Source organism: Microbulbifer elongatus, from assembly GCF_020524885.1.
Lineage (GTDB): Bacteria > Pseudomonadota > Gammaproteobacteria > Pseudomonadales > Cellvibrionaceae > Microbulbifer > Microbulbifer elongatus_A.
Window position 1 is genome coordinate 118,840 of sequence record NZ_JAIVKJ010000004.1, and the last position, 18,219, is coordinate 137,058.

Annotated in this window: 14 protein-coding genes; 11 read left to right on the top strand and 3 right to left on the bottom strand. The window is 55.6% G+C overall.

Going from position 1 to position 18,219, the window contains the following annotated elements:
• Window positions 1–63 precede the first annotated feature (63 nt).
• Window positions 64–1,587 (bottom strand): UxaA family hydrolase, encoded by a 1,524-nt coding sequence (locus LC059_RS15000; RefSeq protein ID WP_226704680.1) that lies wholly within the window; start codon window positions 1,585–1,587, stop codon window positions 64–66.
• A 398-nt stretch (window positions 1,588–1,985) separates the two neighbouring features.
• Here LC059_RS15000 and LC059_RS15005 point away from each other — a divergent pair, with 398 nt between their 5' ends.
• The 6 genes from LC059_RS15005 to LC059_RS15030 all read left to right on the top strand — a co-directional run bounded on the left by LC059_RS15005 (window position 1,986) and on the right by LC059_RS15030 (window position 11,825).
• Window positions 1,986–2,723, top strand: a complete 738-nt coding sequence (locus LC059_RS15005; protein ID WP_226704681.1) for a FadR/GntR family transcriptional regulator — start codon at window positions 1,986–1,988, stop codon at window positions 2,721–2,723.
• A 366-nt stretch (window positions 2,724–3,089) separates the two neighbouring features.
• Window positions 3,090–4,529: a glycoside hydrolase family 28 protein gene (locus LC059_RS15010; protein WP_226704682.1), complete on the top strand. Its 1,440-nt coding sequence runs from the start codon at window positions 3,090–3,092 to the stop codon at window positions 4,527–4,529.
• Between the two features lie 251 nt (window positions 4,530–4,780).
• Complete coding sequence (locus tag LC059_RS15015; protein ID WP_226704683.1) at window positions 4,781–7,444, top strand: TonB-dependent receptor; 2,664 nt, start codon at window positions 4,781–4,783, stop codon at window positions 7,442–7,444.
• Window positions 7,445–7,615: 171 nt separating this feature from the next.
• Window positions 7,616–10,129, top strand: a complete 2,514-nt coding sequence (locus LC059_RS15020; RefSeq protein ID WP_226704684.1) for a DUF4861 family protein — start codon at window positions 7,616–7,618, stop codon at window positions 10,127–10,129.
• Window positions 10,130–10,157: 28 nt separating this feature from the next.
• On the top strand, window positions 10,158–11,000 hold the full coding sequence (gene kduI / locus LC059_RS15025) for a 5-dehydro-4-deoxy-D-glucuronate isomerase (RefSeq protein ID WP_226704685.1): 843 nt from the start codon (window positions 10,158–10,160) through the stop codon (window positions 10,998–11,000).
• A 33-nt stretch (window positions 11,001–11,033) separates the two neighbouring features.
• On the top strand, window positions 11,034–11,825 hold the full coding sequence (locus LC059_RS15030; protein WP_226704686.1) for a gluconate 5-dehydrogenase: 792 nt from the start codon (window positions 11,034–11,036) through the stop codon (window positions 11,823–11,825).
• A gap of 20 nt (window positions 11,826–11,845) precedes the next feature.
• On the opposite strand, the gene LC059_RS15035 is transcribed toward LC059_RS15030, so the two are convergent.
• On the bottom strand, window positions 11,846–12,070 hold the full coding sequence (locus LC059_RS15035) for a hypothetical protein (protein WP_226704687.1): 225 nt from the start codon (window positions 12,068–12,070) through the stop codon (window positions 11,846–11,848).
• A gap of 98 nt (window positions 12,071–12,168) precedes the next feature.
• On the opposite strand from LC059_RS15035, the gene LC059_RS15040 reads away from it, so the two are divergent.
• The 5 genes from LC059_RS15040 (at window position 12,169) to LC059_RS15060 (ending at window position 16,543) form a co-directional block, all read left to right on the top strand.
• A complete protein-coding gene (locus LC059_RS15040; protein WP_226704688.1) occupies window positions 12,169–12,342 on the top strand; it encodes a periplasmic nitrate reductase, NapE protein in 174 nt (57 codons plus the stop codon).
• A 77-nt stretch (window positions 12,343–12,419) separates the two neighbouring features.
• Entirely contained in the window at window positions 12,420–12,800 is a 381-nt protein-coding gene (locus tag LC059_RS15045; protein WP_226704689.1) for a chaperone NapD, read from the top strand.
• Window position 12,801: 1 nt separating this feature from the next.
• Complete coding sequence (napA, locus tag LC059_RS15050; RefSeq protein WP_226704690.1) at window positions 12,802–15,303, top strand: nitrate reductase catalytic subunit NapA; 2,502 nt, start codon at window positions 12,802–12,804, stop codon at window positions 15,301–15,303.
• Window positions 15,304–15,345: 42 nt separating this feature from the next.
• Window positions 15,346–15,834 (top strand): nitrate reductase cytochrome c-type subunit, encoded by a 489-nt coding sequence (locus LC059_RS15055; RefSeq protein ID WP_226704691.1) that lies wholly within the window; start codon window positions 15,346–15,348, stop codon window positions 15,832–15,834.
• 19 nt (window positions 15,835–15,853) lie between these two features.
• A complete protein-coding gene (locus tag LC059_RS15060) occupies window positions 15,854–16,543 on the top strand; it encodes a cytochrome c3 family protein (protein ID WP_226704692.1) in 690 nt (229 codons plus the stop codon).
• A gap of 184 nt (window positions 16,544–16,727) precedes the next feature.
• Here the strand turns inward: LC059_RS15060 and LC059_RS15065 are convergent, their stop codons facing one another.
• Window positions 16,728–18,215 (bottom strand): mannitol dehydrogenase family protein, encoded by a 1,488-nt coding sequence (locus tag LC059_RS15065; protein ID WP_226704693.1) that lies wholly within the window; start codon window positions 18,213–18,215, stop codon window positions 16,728–16,730.
• Window positions 18,216–18,219: the final 4 nt, after the last annotated feature.

Genomic DNA, 18,219 nt, shown 5'->3' on the forward strand with positions numbered 1-18,219 from the left:
TACGTAGTTCCTCAAAACAAAAAAACCGGCACAAGGCCGGTTTTTTACATTTAAGAGCGGGCTTTAAACCACCGCCCCAATATGCCAGGGCGCAAACTCGTTATCCCCGTAATCCAGCTTTTCACTGGCACTCTTCTCGCCGGAAGCAATCGCGAGCACATGCTGGAAAATCATCTCGCCGCATTCCGCTACGGAATAGCGCTTGTCGAGGATGCCACCGCAATCAATATCCATATCCTCACGCATACGCTCGAACAGGTTTGAATTGCTCGCCAGCTTGATGCTCGGAACCGGTTTGCCGCCGAAGGCAGAGCCGCGGCCGGTGGTAAAGCAAACCACGTTCGCACCGCTCGCCACCTGGCCGGTAACAGAAACCGGATCAAAGCCCGGGCTATCCATAAATACCAGGCCTTTCCTGCGCACTTGCTCTGCGTACAGGTAAACATCCTGCAGCGCCGTAGTGCCACCCTTGGCTTGCGCGCCGAGCGATTTTTCCGCGATGGTGGTGAGGCCGCCAGCCTTGTTGCCCGGCGATGGGTTGTTGTTCAGCTCAACACCGTTGATTTGAGTGTAGTGCTCCCACCACTTGATACGATCAACCAGCTTTTGTGCCACTTCGGGAGAGCAGGCGCGGCGAGTCAGCAAATGTTCCGCACCGTAAATTTCGGGCGTCTCCGAATAAATAACCGTGCCGCCCTGCCGCACCAGAATATCGGCTGCTGCACCCAGGCCTGCGTTCGCAGTAATGCCGGAGTAGGCATCGCTGCCGCCACACTGGACAGCCAGTGTGAGTTCAGATGCGGGAACCGGTTCGCGTTCACAGGCATTCGCGGCGGGGAGCATTTCGGTCAGGCGTTCAATACCAGCTTCGATGGCAGCGCGGGTGCCGCCTTGCTGTTGGATGGTCATCACCTGGAAGCTGTCGCCTTCCTGCAGGCCGGTTTCGCGCATCAGGCTGGTGATCTGCATTGCTTCGCAACCGAGGCCGATCAGCAGAACACCGGCGAAGTTCGGGTGGGCAATATAGCCGTGCAGAGTGCGCAGCAACGTCTGGTAGCCCTCGCCGGAAGTGGACATGCCGCAACCGCTGTCGTGCCCAAGTGCCACAATGCCATCGATATTCGGAAAATCACGCAGCTTGCCGCTATCGCGGAAGTGAGAGGCAATCGCGCGGGAAACGGTAACCGAACAATTAACCGTGGAAACTACTGCGAGGTAGTTGCGGGTGCCAGCCTTGCCACTCGGGCGGCGGTAACCCATAAAGGTGGCGCGGTCTTCCGGCGCCACCAGCTCGGTGGGGACATAGTCGCGGCAAAATTCGTGCGCAACCTCGTGGTTGCCCGCTTCCATGTTGAATTCGTGTACGTGGGTGCCGGGAGCAATATCCTCCCGCGCAAAGCCGATGACCTGGCCGTACTTGATAACGGCTTCACCAGAGCGGATCGTGCGCACGCAGACTTTGTGCATCGCCGGTACATCGGTAACCAGCGGCATCATGCTACCCGCCCAGTTCACCAGCGTGCCCGCGGGCAGGGGAACCTTGCTGACGGCGACGTTATCGTCGGTATGTATATGAATGAGATCCATCTTTTCCTGACTCCGCTAATTCGGACTCGCGGTCAGTTGTCGTTATGATTGGTTGCAATCTAACACTATATTGGTAAGGCCGCAATCGAAAGGATAGTAGCATTTGGTAAGACTGTAATGTCAATATGCGTGTTGTGGTGGTTAAACCCGTTCTGTTAAACTGCAGGATCGCCATTATTGCCCCATATCCATGTGGGAGATGGCGCCATGATGGGCTTTTCACAGCCGGCCGGGACGACTGGTCAGGTTGGATGGGTTTTAAAAAGGTAAGGCAGGTTCGTGGCTTCAGGTCTGTAGCGCGACTGGTCTGCCTAATTGCATAAGGCGTGTGATCGAAGACTCCCGCCGGTATATACAAAAAAGAACTGATGCAGATTTAATTGCAGGAGAGTGGCTCGATGCAGGGTGCCAGACTTTATCAACAGGTAGCCGAAAAACTGGCTGCCGCGATTGCCGCCGGTGACTACCCGGCCGGTACGCGTTTGCCCGCTGAGCGCAAGCTTGCCGAGCGCTTCGAGGTTAGCCGTCCCACCGTGCGCGAGGCCATTATTGCCCTGGAGCTTGCGGGCTGCGTCGAGGTGAAGGGCGGTTCCGGTGTGTATGTCACCGATACCGAAGCCAGTGCATTTTCTGCCGGCGAGAGTGATATCGGCGCTTTCGAGATCCTGCAGGCGCGCATGATGTTTGAGGGTGAGGCCGCTGGCCTGGCCGCACGCGAGATGAGCGATTCCGAAATTGCCCAGCTGGCGGACATTCTCGATGAAATGGTGGCGGAGAATGCCACCGAATCCTCCGCCGAAGTGGCCGATGAAAAGTTCCACCTGCATATCGCTCAGTGCACCCACAACGACGCCGTTGTCTCCGTGTGCGAGCACCTGTGGAAACTGCGCAACAACTCTTCTGTATCGGCCCGCATCCTGGAGAAGGTGCGCCAGGCCGGCTCCAAGCCCCGTATTGAAGAGCATCGCCGTATTCTTGAGGCGATCCAGAACCGCGACCCGGAAGCCGCCCGCAATGCCATGCGTGACCACCTCCAGCGTGTGGTACAGCAGCTGCTGGACGCTACCGAGGCGGAAGCCCTGGAGCAGGCGCGTCGCGAGATGAGTGCGGCGCGCCAGCGATTTGCGCTGCCCTGAGTCGTTTATTCCTGCATGAATTCGAGGCCGGCCACAGCGCCGGCTTTTTTGTGTCTCGCGTAAATTCCCGCTCCTGTTTTGCCCCTGTGTGATCCCTCCGGCGAGTTGTTAGTTTCCGGTAATGCGATGAACGCGGCTGCCAACTCAAGACGTATTGCGACAGGCTGGTTGTTGCCCTTCCAAAATTGGTATGACAGTATTGGCTGGATTTTTCGACTGGTCTTGCCAGAAGTGCAGGCAGCGTCTATGCGATGATGAGTGCTCATAGTAAGCGCGATAGCTGCCTCAGTAGTTGCCAGGACAGTCGCCAAAGCGATCTAGCCAGCACCACAACTAGTCAGTACAAGAATAAGCCGGGAGGTATTTATGACTGGATTTAACCGCCGAGTATTCCTGCAATCTCTGTTGGCCGCCGCGGCGGTGCCAGCCATCCCCGGGGTTCTGCCGCAGGCAATCGCCATGAGCCGCCCGCCGCGGTCTCAGTACAATGGCCCCTGGGCCCGCGTGCCGAAAATCTTGTCCTCCATCAAATTGCCCGAGATACCCGCGCGAGACTTCAACCTGAAGGCATTGGGGGCTAAAGGAGAGGGCGAGGACGCGACCGAATTCTTTGCTGCCGCTTTAGAGGCCTGTCGTCAGGCCGGTGGTGGGCGCATCGTTGTGCCGCCGGGCACATATCGCACGGGTCCAATTCACCTGGTTTCCAATACCGAGCTGCACGTCGAGGAAGGGGCGGAGGTGCACTTTATCCCCGAGCCCCAGCGTTATCTGCCGGCGGTGAAAACCCGTTGGGAAGGCATGGAAATGATGGGCTACTCCCCGCTGATCTACGCCCACAAATGTGAAAACGTGGCGCTCACCGGTAAGGGGCTGATCGATGGCGGTGCCGACTGCGACACCTGGTGGCCGTGGAAAGGCCAAAACACCAAGTGCGACAACAGCTCCAATGAAGGGGATACCCAGCACTCCGCGCGCGCGAAATTGATGGAGGAAATGGAAGCCGGTGTGCCGGTGGCCGAGCGTCGCTATGCCGAGGGTTCCTTCCTGCGCCCGCCGCTGGTGCAGTTCTACGAGTGCAATAACGTGCTGATCGAAGGTGTCACCCTGGAAAATTCACCGTTCTGGGTGATTCACCCGGTGCTCTGTGAGGGTGTGACCGTACGTGGCGTTACGACAAGAAGCCACGGACCCAATTCCGACGGCTGCGATCCCGAATCCTGCAAAAACGTACTGATAGAAGACTGCCTGTTCGACAATGGTGACGACTGTATCGCCATCAAGTCGGGGCGCAACGCCGACGGCCGCCGGGTCAATGTGCCCACCGAGAATGTGGTGGTGCGAAACTGCCAGATGCGGGATGGTCATGGTGGCCTGGTGCTCGGCAGTGAAATCTCTGGCGGCGTGCGCAATGTATTCCTGGAAGACTGCGTGATGAGCAGCCCGCACCTGGAGCGTGGCCTGCGGATCAAGACCAACGCCATGCGCGGGGGCAATATCCACGATATCTACGTGCGCAACCTGACCATCGGTCAGGTGAAGGATGTCATTGTTATCAACTTCTTCTACGAGGAAGGCGACAAGGGCGACTTCGATCCCAATGTTTACAACATTCAGGTCGAGAACCTGGTGTGTAAAGAGGCCAGCCGCGCCTTCCATATCCGCGGGTTCGAGCGTGCCCCTATTCGTGGTCTGCAAATTTCCGACAGCCGTATTGACCAGGCCGGTTCCCTCGGTGTCATCGAAGAAGTTACTGGCCTGACCGTGGACAATGTCACGATCAATGGTCAGGCCTTCCAGCCCGGCTGATTCACCCGCATTAATGCGCCCATTCAACGCTCCCGAAAAGAAGGCCAGTGCCTGTGAATCTTCACTGGCCGCGGGGGCGTTGGCGCGATATTCTTCATATTGATAATAAAATAGCCGGTTTCATGCCGAATTGGTCTGCCAAAAGTTGCCAGTTGGTAATCCGTGTGCGAATATCGGTTTGCTTTGATAATAAGCGGTATTACCAAAAACAGGTTTTACCAAAATAAATACGATAAGCGGAGATGAGAGTCATGAAGACCTTCGAGCTGAAACCACTTACGCTTGCGATGGCCATTGTTGCGGTACCGGCTTTTGCGCAAGAGTCCAATTCCAATCTCGACGATGCAACTCTGGAAGAGATCACTGTAACCGCCAGTTACCGTGACAGCCTGTCCAAGGCTCTGGACCAGAAGCGCGACGCCGTGGGCAGCAAAGACGCCATTCTGGCGGAAGACATTGCCGATTTTCCCGACCTCAACCTGGCAGAGTCTCTGCAGCGTATTCCGGGTGTAGCCATTACCCGTGACGCCGGCGAAGGTCGGAATATTTCGGTACGTGGCCTGGGTGCACAATTCACCCGCGTGCGCATCAATGGCCTGGAAGCCGTGTCCACCACCGGTGGTGCGGACTCTTCCGGCGGTGCCAACCGCGGCCGTTCTTTCGACTTCAATACCTTTGCTTCCGAGCTTTTCTCCAACCTGACCGTGCATAAGACCTCTTCTGCCGATCTAGACGAAGGCTCACTCGGCGCTACCGTAGATTTAAACACCGGTAAGCCGCTGGATATGGATCAGAGCCTGACCTTCGCGGCCAATGGCCAGATGGGTTACAACACCCAGTCTGAAGAAATGGATCCCCGTACGTCCTTCCTGGTTGCCGGCAAGAATGATGCTGACACCTTCGGCTGGCTGGCTTCCTACTCATACTCCAAGCGCAATATTCTGGAGCAAGGCTTCTCCACTGTGCGCTGGAGCAACTCCGAGGATTTCGTCACCTGTTCCGCCTGCTCCAGCGACGCTGAACTGGCCGATCTGAACGAAGGTTTCTTCCCGCGAATTCCGCGTTACGGTAATTTCACACACGAGCAGGAGCGCCAAGGCTTTACCGGTACCCTGCAATTCCGCCCGACCGATGACACCGAAATTTTGGTGGATTACCTCACTTCAAGTTTCGATGCGACCCGTCAGGAAGAGTTTGTCTCTGTTGGCATCAAAGAGGGATTCAACTACCCGGTAGTCGACGTAACCGACTTCACCAAGGATGCCAACGGCACCCTGACTTCCATGACCATGAACAACTACGGTGTTCGCATCGAAAATCGTTTCGATGTCCTGGAAACCAAGTTCGACCAGCTCTCAATTCGTGGCTCGCACGACATCAGCGACCGACTCCGTATCGATGGTGTGTTCGGTACTTCCCAGTCCGACTTCACCAACCCGATGCAGACCACCGCGATCATTGACGCCTACGGCATTGACGGTGACTTCACTTATACCGCGGATGGCGACCTGAGCTTCGGCGGAATCGACACTGCGGACGCCAGCGAATTTAATCTGATCCAGGTTCGTCATCGTCCGAACAGCGTTGAAAACAGCTTCCAGACTGCAGCGTTCAACGTCGAATTCGATTTCAACGACACCTGGAGTGCCAAAGCCGGTGTTTCCACCAAGAGCTTCGAGTTTGATGTGCAAGAATACCGTGGTGAGCCGAAATTCACTGACGTTTCTGCCGCAGACTTCGGAGGCAGCGTAGCCTCAATCAATGGTACTTCCTGGTGGTCCCCCAGTGTCAGCGAGATTTTCGACTGGGCAGAGGGCGACATCAACGCCGCTATCGGTGACAACCCTCAGGAAACTCGTCCACAGGACAACCGTTCTGTTGCTGAAGACAGCACCGGCGTCTATGCGCAGTTGGGTTGGAACAGCGAGATTGCAGGCCTGCCATTCCGCGGTAACTTCGGCGTAAGGCACGTGAAAACCGAAACAGAGTCCAACGGCTGGACCAAGCGTGCCACTGCTGACGGTAGCGAAATCATTCCGGTCGCCGCGTCCAACGAATACACCGATACCCTGCCGTCTTTGAACATGGCTCTGGACGTGCACGAAGATATGGTTGTGCGCTTCTCTGTTGCCGACGTTATGGCTCGCCCATCCTTGGGTGACCTGACACCCTACGGCAGCATCGACCCCTACAACGGTGAGGTGAGCTTCGGCAACCCGAAACTGGATCCTTTCCGAGCACGTGCCTACGACCTGTCTTATGAGTGGTACTTTGCTGACGACGCAGTCGTAGCGCTGGCTTACTTCTACAAGGACGTAAACTCCTTTATCACCAGTGCTTCTGAAGACGGTGTTTCCTGGGCGCAGACTGGCCTGGATGCTTCTGCTCTCGAAGGCGCCGGCGGTACCTTCGGAGTTGGCAGCCCCTGGAACGTCAACAAAAAAATCAACGGTGAAGGCGGTGAGCTGAGTGGTTTCGAGGTGCAGTACCAGCAGCCGATTATGGAAAACTTCGGCGTCATCCTGAACTACACCTACGTAGATTCCGAGATGAACTACGGCGATTCCGACGAGCCGCTCTACGCGCCGCTGACCGGTATGTCAAAAAATACCTACAACGGTACCGTTTACTACGAAAATGACCTCTTCAGTGCGCGTATCTCCCTGTCTGAGCGTAGCGATTACATGACCCGCTCCCCGGCGTCTACCCGCAACGGCCAGAACTACGAAGGTACCCTGGGCACCACCAACGTCGACTTCGTAGCGAGCTACAACCTGAACGACAATACCACCCTGAGCTTTGAAGGTATCAACCTGACCAACCAGGCCAATGTGCAGGTAGTGGACTTCGACCGCATCGTGGTCGACCACACTACTGGTCGTCAGTTCTACCTAGGTGCTCAGTACAAGTTCTAATCTCGCAGGATGATTAAGAGCTGAAGCTAACGGCCGGGTGCAGGGATCTGCCGGTGGAAACACCGGCGCACAGATTCGAATTCGCACCCGGCCGTTTTCAATTTATCGGTGATCAAAATAAATTGATTGCCTGAAAAAAACAGAATAAAACCCGACTTCGTGGAGACCTCTGTGAAACTGTTTGACCAGTCCAAAAACAAACTGGGCCTGAATGCCCTTGCGTTTGCTCTTACGGCGGCGACGCTCACCGCATGTGGCGAAAAAGTGTCTCAGTCCCCGGAAGAATCTTCCGCGCCCGCGGCGGCAGCGGAAAAGCCCGGCGCCATCGCAACCATCGAACTGGCCAACCCCTCAGACTTTCCGCGTTTGGACGAAGCAGTTTACTTAAGCTACTACGAACTCGGGCTCAGCGCCGGATTTGCATCGCCGATTGCGGTGTGGAACCAGGCGGAACAAATCCCGGTACAGGCCATCGATAAAGATGCCGATGGAAAAAAAGATGGCATCCTCTTCACGGTGGATGTGGCGGTGGACGAAACCCTAAAACTGCGCATTGCCGAAGCCGATGCCAACGCAGAGGCTGCTGTAAAGCGGACCCAGGCAGAAATCTCCCATAAGGTGGGCGGTGAGTGGGTTGAACGCGAATACAAGGGCGGCAGCTTCCAGAACGTAAGCTCACTCGATGTGCCGCAAGAGCACACCGATCACTCCTATTTTATCCGTTATGAAGGCCCGGGTATCGAGTCCGACCTGGTCGGGTACCGTGTATACCTCGATTGGCGCAATGGTTTCGATATCTTCGGCAAATCCACCACGGCGCCTGTGTTGCAAGGTGTGGGGCAGGATGGCTTTGATTCCTACCACGAACCGGCCGACTGGGGCATGGATATCCTGAAAGTGGGCAGCTCCCTGGGTGTCGGTGGCTACGGTTACTGGGATGGCGAGAAAGTTGTGCGTGTAAGTGACGTACAGGACTGGAAAGTCGACATCACCGAAAATGGCGATCTCTACTCTGCCTTCAAAATGCAGTACCAGGGTTGGAAGCCCACGGCCGACCAGCAGACGGACCTGACCGCCGTACTGTCCATGCACGCGGGCAGCCGCCTGGTGGAAGTGAATGCGAAAACCAGCGAAGAACTGGATAACCTGGTTGCGGGTATCGTCAACCACGAAGGCACCGAGCTGATTGTCGGCAATATGGATATCACCGGCCATGCTTACACCTACGTCGGTACTTACGGTCCTCAGAGCCTTGATGGCGCTAACCTGGGTATGGCGGTGATCGCCAAGCGCAAGGCCATCAAGGAAACGGCGACCGATGAACACAACCAGGTTGCGATTCTGAAGCCCGCAGGCAACGAGGTTCAGTACTACTTTGTCGCCGCCTGGGGCAACGAAGTGGAAAGCGAGCATGGCCCCATTACCAGCAAAGCCGAGTTTGAAACCTATCTGCAACAGGAAGCGGAAAAACTGACTATGCCCCTGCGCCAGCGGCTGACCACTGCCGCGAGTATTGCGCAAACCGACCAGCCGCTCACCGCTGAGATTGCATTGGAGTGGAGCAAAAAGCTCGCGGACTCCGAACTGGAGCGCAAAACCCTCGATTACCGCTTCGGCGGTTTCGACCATATCCGCAAGCGCCCGTCTTATTTTGAATACACCACCGGCATGGTGCTGCAGGCATATGACGAACTGAACCAGGTTGCGCCGGAAGCGCGCTATGCCGATGCCGTGCAAACGGTGATGGGCTCCTTCGTTAACGAAGATGGCAGCATCAACGGCTACATGCAGGAAAAGTACAACATTGACAGTATCCGCGCCGGCACCATGCTGCTACGCATGTATGAGCGCAACCAGAATCCTGCCTTCAAGAAAGCTGTCGATACCCTATTCGAACAGCTGGAACACCACCCCCGCACTTCCCAGGGCGCCTTCTGGCACAAGAAGCGCTACCCCTACCAGGTGTGGCTGGATGGTGTTTACATGGGGATTCCGTTCCTCGCCCACTACGAGCAGCTGATGCATGAAGAGCCCGACGTTCAGGAAGTGCTGGCGGAATTCAAAGTGGTCAATGAAATCCTCAAAGACCCGGAAACCGGTCTGTTCTATCACGCCTGGGATGAGAAGAGAGAGCAGGTATGGGCAGACAAGGAAAGCGGCCTGTCGCAATACCATTGGGCGCGCGGCATGGGCTGGCTGGCCATGGCGCTGGTGGATGTACTGGACTTTATCCCCGAGGAAAATGTCGAAGAGCGTCAGTACCTGTTGGGCATGATTAGCGAAATCGCACCGGTAATCGCGAAATACCAGGACCCCGCAACCGGCACCTGGTGGCAGATCATCGACAAGCCCGGTAAGCGCGCGAATTACCTGGAATCCACTGCCAGTACCATGTTCACCTACTTCTATGCCAAGGCGTTGAATCAGGGTTACTTACCTAAGGACCAGTACCTGGATACTGCGAAAAAAGCGTATCAGGGGCTGCTGGATGAATTCGTTCAGGTACACGCCGATGGCACCATCAGTATCACCGATATGTGTCAGGTTGCAGGGCTGGGCTATGGCCGCGACGGCAGCTACGACTACTACATGAGCGAGCCGATCTACGATGACGACCCCAAAGGCACCGCGCCGTTTATCACTTCCGGTGTTGAGATGTACAAGCTGCTGAAATCCGAATCCTGAGCTGTTACCGAATTTTCTGGATAGAGTTATGACAACCGTATTTGAAGAGCGTTATGCCAGCCACCCGGCAGACTATGAGAAGTATGACACCGACCGTCTGCGCGACGAGTATCTAGTGCCGAAGCTTTTCACCGCCGACACCGTTAACCTTACCTATACCCACGTCGATCGGGTGATCGTGGGTGGTGTGATGCCCGTCGAAGCGGAAGTAAAACTGGAAACTGTGGACGCGCTGAAGTCCGACTATTTTCTCGAACGCCGTGAACTCGGCATTATTAACATCGGTGCGCCGGGCTGTGTGGAAGTCGATGGCACCGTCTATGAGATTGGCACAAAGGAAGCGCTGTATGTCAGCCGCGGTTCCGAAAATGTGAAGTTTTCCAGCAATGTGAAATCTGCTCCCGCGAAGTTTTACATACTATCCACTCCGGCACACCGTGAATTCCCGACCACCAAAGTGGGGCAGGGTGATGCTCAGGTAATCGAGCTTGGGGCGGCGGAAACCTGTAACAAGCGCACCCTGCGCAAACTACTGGTAAAAGATGTACTGCAAACCTGCCAGCTGCAGATGGGCATGACCGAGCTGGCCCAGGGGAGCTGCTGGAACACCATGCCGTGTCACACACACAGTCGTCGCATGGAAGTCTATATGTACTTCAACCTGCCGGAAGACCAGGCCGTGTGCCACTTTATGGGGCCACCCCAGAAAACGCGGACTATCTGGATGCACAACGAACAAGCCGTAATTTCCCCGACCTGGTCCCTGCACTCCGGTGTCGGTACCAGTAACTACACCTTTATATGGGGGATGGCGGGCGAAAACCACGATTACGATGATATGGATAAAGTGCAGCCTACCGAGTTGCGCTGATCCAGAAAGATCGCGAAAAATTGGAGTTAGAAAATGTCAAAGTCACTGTTTGACTTAACCGGAAAGCTCGCACTGATTACCGGAGCCACACATGGCCTCGGTATGGCCATGGCAGAAGGCCTTGGCAATGCCGGCGCCAAACTGGTCATCACCGGCCACTCCTCTCAGGAGAAACTCGACAAGGCTGTTTCCGAATTGCGCGAAAAGGGCTACGACGCCCACGGTTACCTGTTCAATGTCACCAACGAAGATCAAGTAAACGAGATGGTGCCGGTGATCGAGCAGGAGCAGGGACCCATCGATGTACTGGTGAATAACGCCGGTATCATCCGTCGTGTGCCGCTGTTGGAAATGGAGCTGTCCGAGTGGAACAAGGTGTTGGAAACAAACCTCACCGGTGTGATGGTAATGACTCGCCCGGTAGTGAAGCGCATGATCGAGCGTGGTGCCGGCAAGATCATTAATATCTGCTCGATGATGAGCGAGCTGGGGCGCGATAGTGTTTCCGCTTATGCGGCCTCCAAAGGCGGCCTGAAAATGCTGACCCAGAATATGGCCACCGAGTGGGCGCGCCACAATATTCAGGTTAATGGTATTGGCCCGGGTTACTTCGCTACCAGCCAGACCGCGCCGATTCGCGTGGACGGCCATCCGTTCAACGACTTCATTGTCGGTCGAACACCAGCTGGCCGCTGGGGAAATCCGGAAGACCTCCAGGGTGCCGCGGTATTTCTGTCCAGTGATGCGAGTAATTTTGTCAACGGTCAGGTGGTCTATGTGGATGGCGGAATCCTCGCCACCATTGGTAAACCCGCCAACGAATAACTGGCTTGTTAAAATTCACGTCACGACGATGAGTATTGGCTCATCTCCTCCTTAAGTTTTCGATAGATATTCGCATTTGGTGCCGGGCTCTGCCCGGCATTTTTTTTGGCTAAGATCAATTTACGCTTCCCTCCTGATTTCGACGTAGAAATTTTCTGATATCCGCGGAATTTCTTGCCGGAACGCACGCCCTTTCTAGACTCAAGGTAGGTGGCCTGAGTTGGCGCAACACTTTGCGCGCCCATCAATCTCGCTCCGATGCGATGTGATCGTGCCGCGAAAGCGGTATTTCCATATATAAGGCCCATCGCTAATTTCCTTTCTTAATGAACAGGGGGCTCCCTTGGCTGATCTGAAACCCGCGACGACAACTGAGCAGCGCAAACGGGAAGGGCGATTGGTGCTGTTTATTCTTGTATTCCTGTTTCCGATCCTGGCGATTGCCATTGTCGGTGGCTATGGATTTGCCGTATGGATACTGCAAATGATTTTCGGGCCACCCGGGCCTCCCGCATGAATGCCAGAGAGGTTGCCGCTCCATGAGCGGGAAGTGTGACGGTGCGAGTCCAAGACATTGAATGAATGAGAAAGCAGATGAAAGACGCGAAATCCGGTCAGTGCAGCAGCCAGGGAAAGCCTGAAAGCTTACATATCGCCAGTCTACTGGTACACGTACGACCGGAAAACCTGGGGGTGGTTAGCGAATGGTTTAACACACAATCCGAGCTGGAGATCCACCTGTCCGATGATGCCGGCAAGCTGGTAGTCATTGTGGAAACCCGGGATCACCATCAGATCAATCCGTTGATTGAATCCATCAAGGATCAAACCGGTGTGCTGAATGTGGCGATGGTCTATCACGAGGAACTCGCGCTGGCAGATCTATATGACGAGCTTGCGGAAGAAGCGGGGCGCCGCGGGTCACAAAACGAACTCGATGCCGCGCAACCGGTAAAAATTCCAGGAGAACTGTGACATGGGAATCACCCGGCGTGAATTTAGCAAAGCCAGCGCTGTCGTGGCGGCAGCGGCAGCGGCTGGGCTGTCGGTACCGGCAAAAACACAGAATCTGGTGAGTAAAGCCGGCGCAAATGAACTGAAGTGGAACAAGGCTGCATGCCGATTTTGCGGTACTGGCTGTAGCGTAATGGTCGCTACAAAAGATAACCGTGTTGTCGCTACCCATGGTGATATCAAGGCTGAAGTCAATCGTGGGCTCAACTGTGTAAAAGGTTATTTCCTGTCGAAAATTATGTACGGAAGTGATCGCCTGATGAAGCCATTACTACGAATGAAAAATGGCAAGTATGACAAATCGGGAGACTTTGCTGAGGTGTCGTGGGATCAGGCCTTTGACATCATGGAGCAAAAGTACAAAGAGGCGATCAAGAATTACGGGCCTGAGTCCATTGGCATGTTTGGCTCAGGGCAGTGGACCGTGTGGGAAGGCTATGCGGCCAGTAAGCTGATGAAGGCCGGGTTCCGGTCCAATAATATCGACCCAAACGCTCGTCACTGCATGGCGTCTGCCGTGATGGGGTTCATGCGCACTTTCGGTATCGACGAGCCCATGGGGTGTTACGACGACTTCGAAAACGCCGATGCGTTTGTGCTCTGGGGCTCCAATATGGCGGAGATGCACCCCATTTTGTGGTCACGTATCACCGACCGCCGACTGTCGCATCCTGGCTGCAAAGTAGCGGTTTTATCCACCTATGAACACCGTAGCTTTGAACTCGCTGACATTCCCATTGTATTTAACCCCCACGCGGATCTGCATATTCTGAATTTTATTGCCAACTACATAATTGAAAATGGCAAAGTGAATCAGGAGTTTGTCAAAAATCACACCCGATTCGTGCGCGGGGAAACCAATATCGGTTACGGTTTGCGGGATGATGACCCGCGGGAAATGAAGGCCAGTGGACGAAAAAAAGCGAATACCTGGGAGGATATGACCTTTGAGGAATACGCTGAATTTCTGAAGCCCTACACACTGGAGCGCACCGCAAAAGAAACTGGTGTTCCCAAGGCGCGCCTAAAGGAGCTGGCCGAGCTCTATGCGGACCCGAAAACGAAAGTGATGTCCCTGTGGACCATGGGCTTTAACCAGCACACACGAGGTGTCTGGGCGAACAATATGGTCTACAACATACACCTGCTGACCGGCAAGATTTCCAGCCCTGGCAACAGTCCTTTTTCCCTGACCGGTCAACCGTCGGCGTGCGGAACCGCCCGTGAGGTTGGTACCTTTTCGCATCGGCTACCCGCAGACCTGGTGGTGACCAATCCCAAGCACCGGGAAACCGCAGAAAAAATCTGGCGATTGCCGAAGGGCACCATTCCGCCAAAACCCGGCTTTCACGCGGTCGCCCAAAGTCGGGCATTAAAAGATGGCAAGCTCAGGGTCTACTGGACCCAGGCTTCCAACAATGCGCAGGCCGGCCCCAACCTCATGCAGGAACTGTTGCCTGGCTGGCGTAACCCGGATGCGTTTGTGATTGTCTCCGATGTCTACCCCACCACATCGGCTCAGGCCGCCGACCTGATTCTGCCTACCGCCATGTGGGTGGAAAAAGAGGGGGCCTATGGCAACGCGGAGCGACGTACCCAGTTCTGGCATCAGCAGGTAAAAGCACCGGGCGAAAGCAAGTCAGACCTGTGGCAACTGGTGGAGTTTTCCAAGCGCTTCACCACAGATGAAGTATGGCCGGAAGCGCTGAGCAAGGCGCGCGGCTACAAGGGGAAAACCCTCTACGAGGTATTGTTTGCTAACGGCCATGCCAATCGTTTCCCGAACGAGCAACGGGACAAAAATTTTGCCAACGACGAGTCGGATGCCTTCGGCTTTTATATCCAGAAGGGCCTGTTTGAAGAGTATGCGGAATTCGGTCGCGGACATGGCCACGATCTGGCGCCCTTTGATGTTTACCACAAGGTGCGCGGTCTGCGCTGGCCGGTGGTGAATGGCAAGGAAACCCGCTGGCGCTTCCGAGAGGGGTATGACCCCTACGTGAAAAAAGGCGCCGGGGTGGAGTTCTACGGTAATAAAGATGGTCGCGCGCGCATCTTTGCTCTTCCCTACGAGCCTCCAGCAGAATCTCCGGACAAAGAATACCCCTTCTGGCTGTGTACGGGGCGGGTGCTCGAACACTGGCATACCGGTTCCATGACCCAGCGCGTACCGGAACTATTCAGCGCGGTTCCCTATGCGGTGGTGTACATGCATCCGGACGATGCCCAGGCGCAGGGATTTCGTCGCGGCAGTGATATCAAGGTGGTGAGTCGGCGCGGTGAAATGATCGGTCGGGTGGAAACCCGTGGTCGCGCACGTCCACCAAAGGGCCTGGTGTATGTTCCGTTCTTCGACGCCCAGCGCCTAATCAATAAAGTCACACTCGATGCGACGGATCCGATTTCCAAGCAGACAGACTTCAAGAAATGTGCCGTTAAGCTGGAGCTAGTGTCGCTGGCCTAAAGCCGGCCCATCCGGCGCCAAACTTATAGCTGAGTAGCGATCATGAGCAGAAAGCAGGTTTTTTCCACCGCCATCGCCCTTGTCGTCTTTGTTTTCGGCCTGGCGGCCATTGCGGAGCAGTTCCCGGTGACACCCGGGCCGGACGGTATTCGCAAAGGCGGCACCCTGTTTGAAGAAAAGCCGGCCCCGGAACTCGCTGATCCGGTCAATGCGGAAGGGAGGCGCGTACGCGCTTATCCGGAACAGCCGCCGACCATCCCCCACACCATTCGCGATTATCAGATCAACAAGAATGTAAACCGCTGTCTGGAATGTCACAACCGGATCCAAACCGGTGTTAGTGGCGCACCGATGATCAGTATTACGCACTTTATGGACCGTGATTTCCAGGCGCTTGCGGATGTAGCACCGCGCCGCTATTTCTGCCTGCAGTGCCATGTCCCACAGACGAATGCCAAATCATCTGTTGGTAATACCTTCAAGGATGTGGATATCTTGCTGCGGAACGAGAAGCAGCAACCTTCCCAGTAACGGATCCGGAACCTGAGCGATGATTAACTGGATTAAAGGCTATTGGCAGACCCTCAGCCGCCCGGCAACGGCATTCAGCCTCGGCTTTCTGGTGCTGAGCGGGTTCATAGCCGGCATTATTTTCTGGGGTGGCTTTAATACTGCGCTCGAAGCAACCAATACGGAAAAGTTCTGTATCAGTTGCCACGAAATGCGCGATAACGTTTACGAAGAACTAAAGGGAACCATCCACTGGACCAATCGCTCTGGTGTACGTGCTACTTGCCCGGACTGTCACGTTCCCCATGAGTGGACGCACAAGATAGCGCGCAAGATGCAGGCCTCTAAAGAGGTGTGGGGCAAGGTTTTCGGCACGATCAATACGCGGGATAAATTTCTCGACAAGCGTCTGGAGTTGGCGCGCCACGAGTGGGCCCGGCTGAAGGCGAATGATTCTCTGGAATGCCGAAATTGCCATGACTTCGAATTTATGGATTTCAGTGTGCAGAGCGCGCGTGCACGCAAGCTGCACTCGACCCAGCTCGCGACCGGTAATGCGACCTGTATCGACTGTCACCGTGGTATCGCGCATCACCTGCCAAATATGCAGAACGAGGACGCTTGGGGCCCGGATAATCCCGCCCACGATGCCAGTCGCTTCGGTGAAGATAATCCGCTCGATCTGGATAGGAAGAAGGATGAACAAGTCCCCGAACCTGAGCAGAACTGATGAGTGAGGTTTCTGTTATGACGGGGTAAAAAAATCCCGCGATAGAAATCGCGGGATGAAAAGGTTGCCTCCAAGAGAAACCCTCAGATGAGGGATGGAAACTAGCGAGAAAACTAAAAATAAATCGTGACAAAAAACATGCCTGAATCAGGTGAATAGCATATTGGTGCCGTTACGGTTAGCGCTATGCAGTAAAATATTTCTGCACGCAGGCCAGGGTGCCTTCGCCCTCGAGCTTTTCCAGCCAACCTGACAGAGCTGCCTGCAGGCGCTCGCTGTTACGCAGGTCATCGCCGAATACCGGTGAGTACCCGAGGAATGCGGAAGCCAGTGCTTCGCTACCCTGCGGCTTGTACTGATCGCTCAGCGCTTTCAGCTCTGCCGCCAGCGGGTCGGAAACCTCGATAGTCTCACCTTTCTCATCCACGGCCGACACGTAGCGAATCCAGTTCGCAAGCGCAAAGGCCACAATTTCGATAGGACCGTCATTATCGAGCTGGTGGCGCAGGGTGCCCAGCCAGCGCTGCGGAATCTTCTGCGAACCGTCCATGGCAATCTGCCAGGTGCGGTGGCGCAGTGCACGGTTCTCAAAGCGCTCGATCAGTTCTGCCTGGTAAGCGGCAATATCAAACTGGGCAGGCACATCAATGGAAGTGGTGGCTTCGGATCGCATAAAGTGCAGGGCCAACTTGTTGAACGCCGGTACAGCCATTACATCTGCTACCGTTTCGCAACCAGCCAGGTAGCCGCTGTACGCCAGTATAGAGTGGCTGCCATTCAGCAGGCGCAGCTTGATCAGCTCGTAGACTTCCACATCGTCCACGAAAGTCGCACCGGCCTTGTCCCACTCCGGGCGACCGCGCAGGAAGTTGTCTTCCACAACCCACTGCGCGAAAGGTTCCGCCATCACGGCCGCCTCGTCGCGGCAGCCCAGAAGGTCTTCCAGCTCCGCGCGATCCGCGTCGGTCGTGGCCGGCACAATGCGGTCGACCATGGTGGCCGGGGTGGTGGTGTTGTTGGCAATCCACACCGCCAGCTCGCTATCCACTTTCTCTGCATACTGGCCTAACACCTTGCCCAGTAGCTTGCCGTTGGAGGGCAGGTTGTCGCAGGACAGCACGGTAAAGCCCGGCAGGCCGCGCTCTTTGCGCAGCGCCAGCGCACCAACGATATATCCCAGCGCAGATTTTGGATTCTGCGGATTGGCCAGATCGTGGATTACGTCCGGGTGTTGCGGGTTGAGGTCGCCACTCGCGGGATCGTGGCAATAGCCTTTCTCAGTGATAGTTAGAGAAACGATGCGCACGTTCTCCTGCGCCAGCAGTTCCAGTAATTGCTGCGGGCTTTCCGGCCCCACCAGTACATCGCTGACGGCGCCGACGATCTGCACCTTGGTGCCCGCGTTGGATTTTTCTACCACGGAGTAGAGGCCATCTTGCGGCACCAGCTGGTCGCGTACACCGGCGGAGCGCAGGCTTGCGCCCACAATGCCCCAGTCCGTTTCACCGGCGGCAATACGGTTTTCCGTGTACCACGCCTGGTGCGCGCGATGGAAAGCACCGATGCCCAGGTGCACGATACCGGTGGTAACTTCACTGCGGTCGTAAGCGGGCTTGATCACTTCCACGGGGAGGCTTTCGAGAATAGTGTTGTTGAGTCTTTGCTGGCTCATTTTC

Coding starts and splice junctions, on each gene's coding strand:
- LC059_RS15000 (WP_226704680.1), bottom strand. CDS start 1,587: ATGGATCTCATTCATATACATACCGACGATAACGTCGCCGTCAGCAAG.
- LC059_RS15005 (WP_226704681.1), top strand. CDS start 1,986: ATGCAGGGTGCCAGACTTTATCAACAGGTAGCCGAAAAACTGGCTGCC.
- LC059_RS15010 (WP_226704682.1), top strand. CDS start 3,090: ATGACTGGATTTAACCGCCGAGTATTCCTGCAATCTCTGTTGGCCGCC.
- LC059_RS15015 (WP_226704683.1), top strand. CDS start 4,781: ATGAAGACCTTCGAGCTGAAACCACTTACGCTTGCGATGGCCATTGTT.
- kduI (WP_226704685.1), top strand. CDS start 10,158: ATGACAACCGTATTTGAAGAGCGTTATGCCAGCCACCCGGCAGACTAT.
- LC059_RS15030 (WP_226704686.1), top strand. CDS start 11,034: ATGTCAAAGTCACTGTTTGACTTAACCGGAAAGCTCGCACTGATTACC.
- LC059_RS15035 (WP_226704687.1), bottom strand. CDS start 12,070: ATGGGCGCGCAAAGTGTTGCGCCAACTCAGGCCACCTACCTTGAGTCT.
- LC059_RS15045 (WP_226704689.1), top strand. CDS start 12,420: ATGAAAGACGCGAAATCCGGTCAGTGCAGCAGCCAGGGAAAGCCTGAA.
- napA (WP_226704690.1), top strand. CDS start 12,802: ATGGGAATCACCCGGCGTGAATTTAGCAAAGCCAGCGCTGTCGTGGCG.
- LC059_RS15055 (WP_226704691.1), top strand. CDS start 15,346: ATGAGCAGAAAGCAGGTTTTTTCCACCGCCATCGCCCTTGTCGTCTTT.
- LC059_RS15060 (WP_226704692.1), top strand. CDS start 15,854: ATGATTAACTGGATTAAAGGCTATTGGCAGACCCTCAGCCGCCCGGCA.
- LC059_RS15065 (WP_226704693.1), bottom strand. CDS start 18,215: ATGAGCCAGCAAAGACTCAACAACACTATTCTCGAAAGCCTCCCCGTG.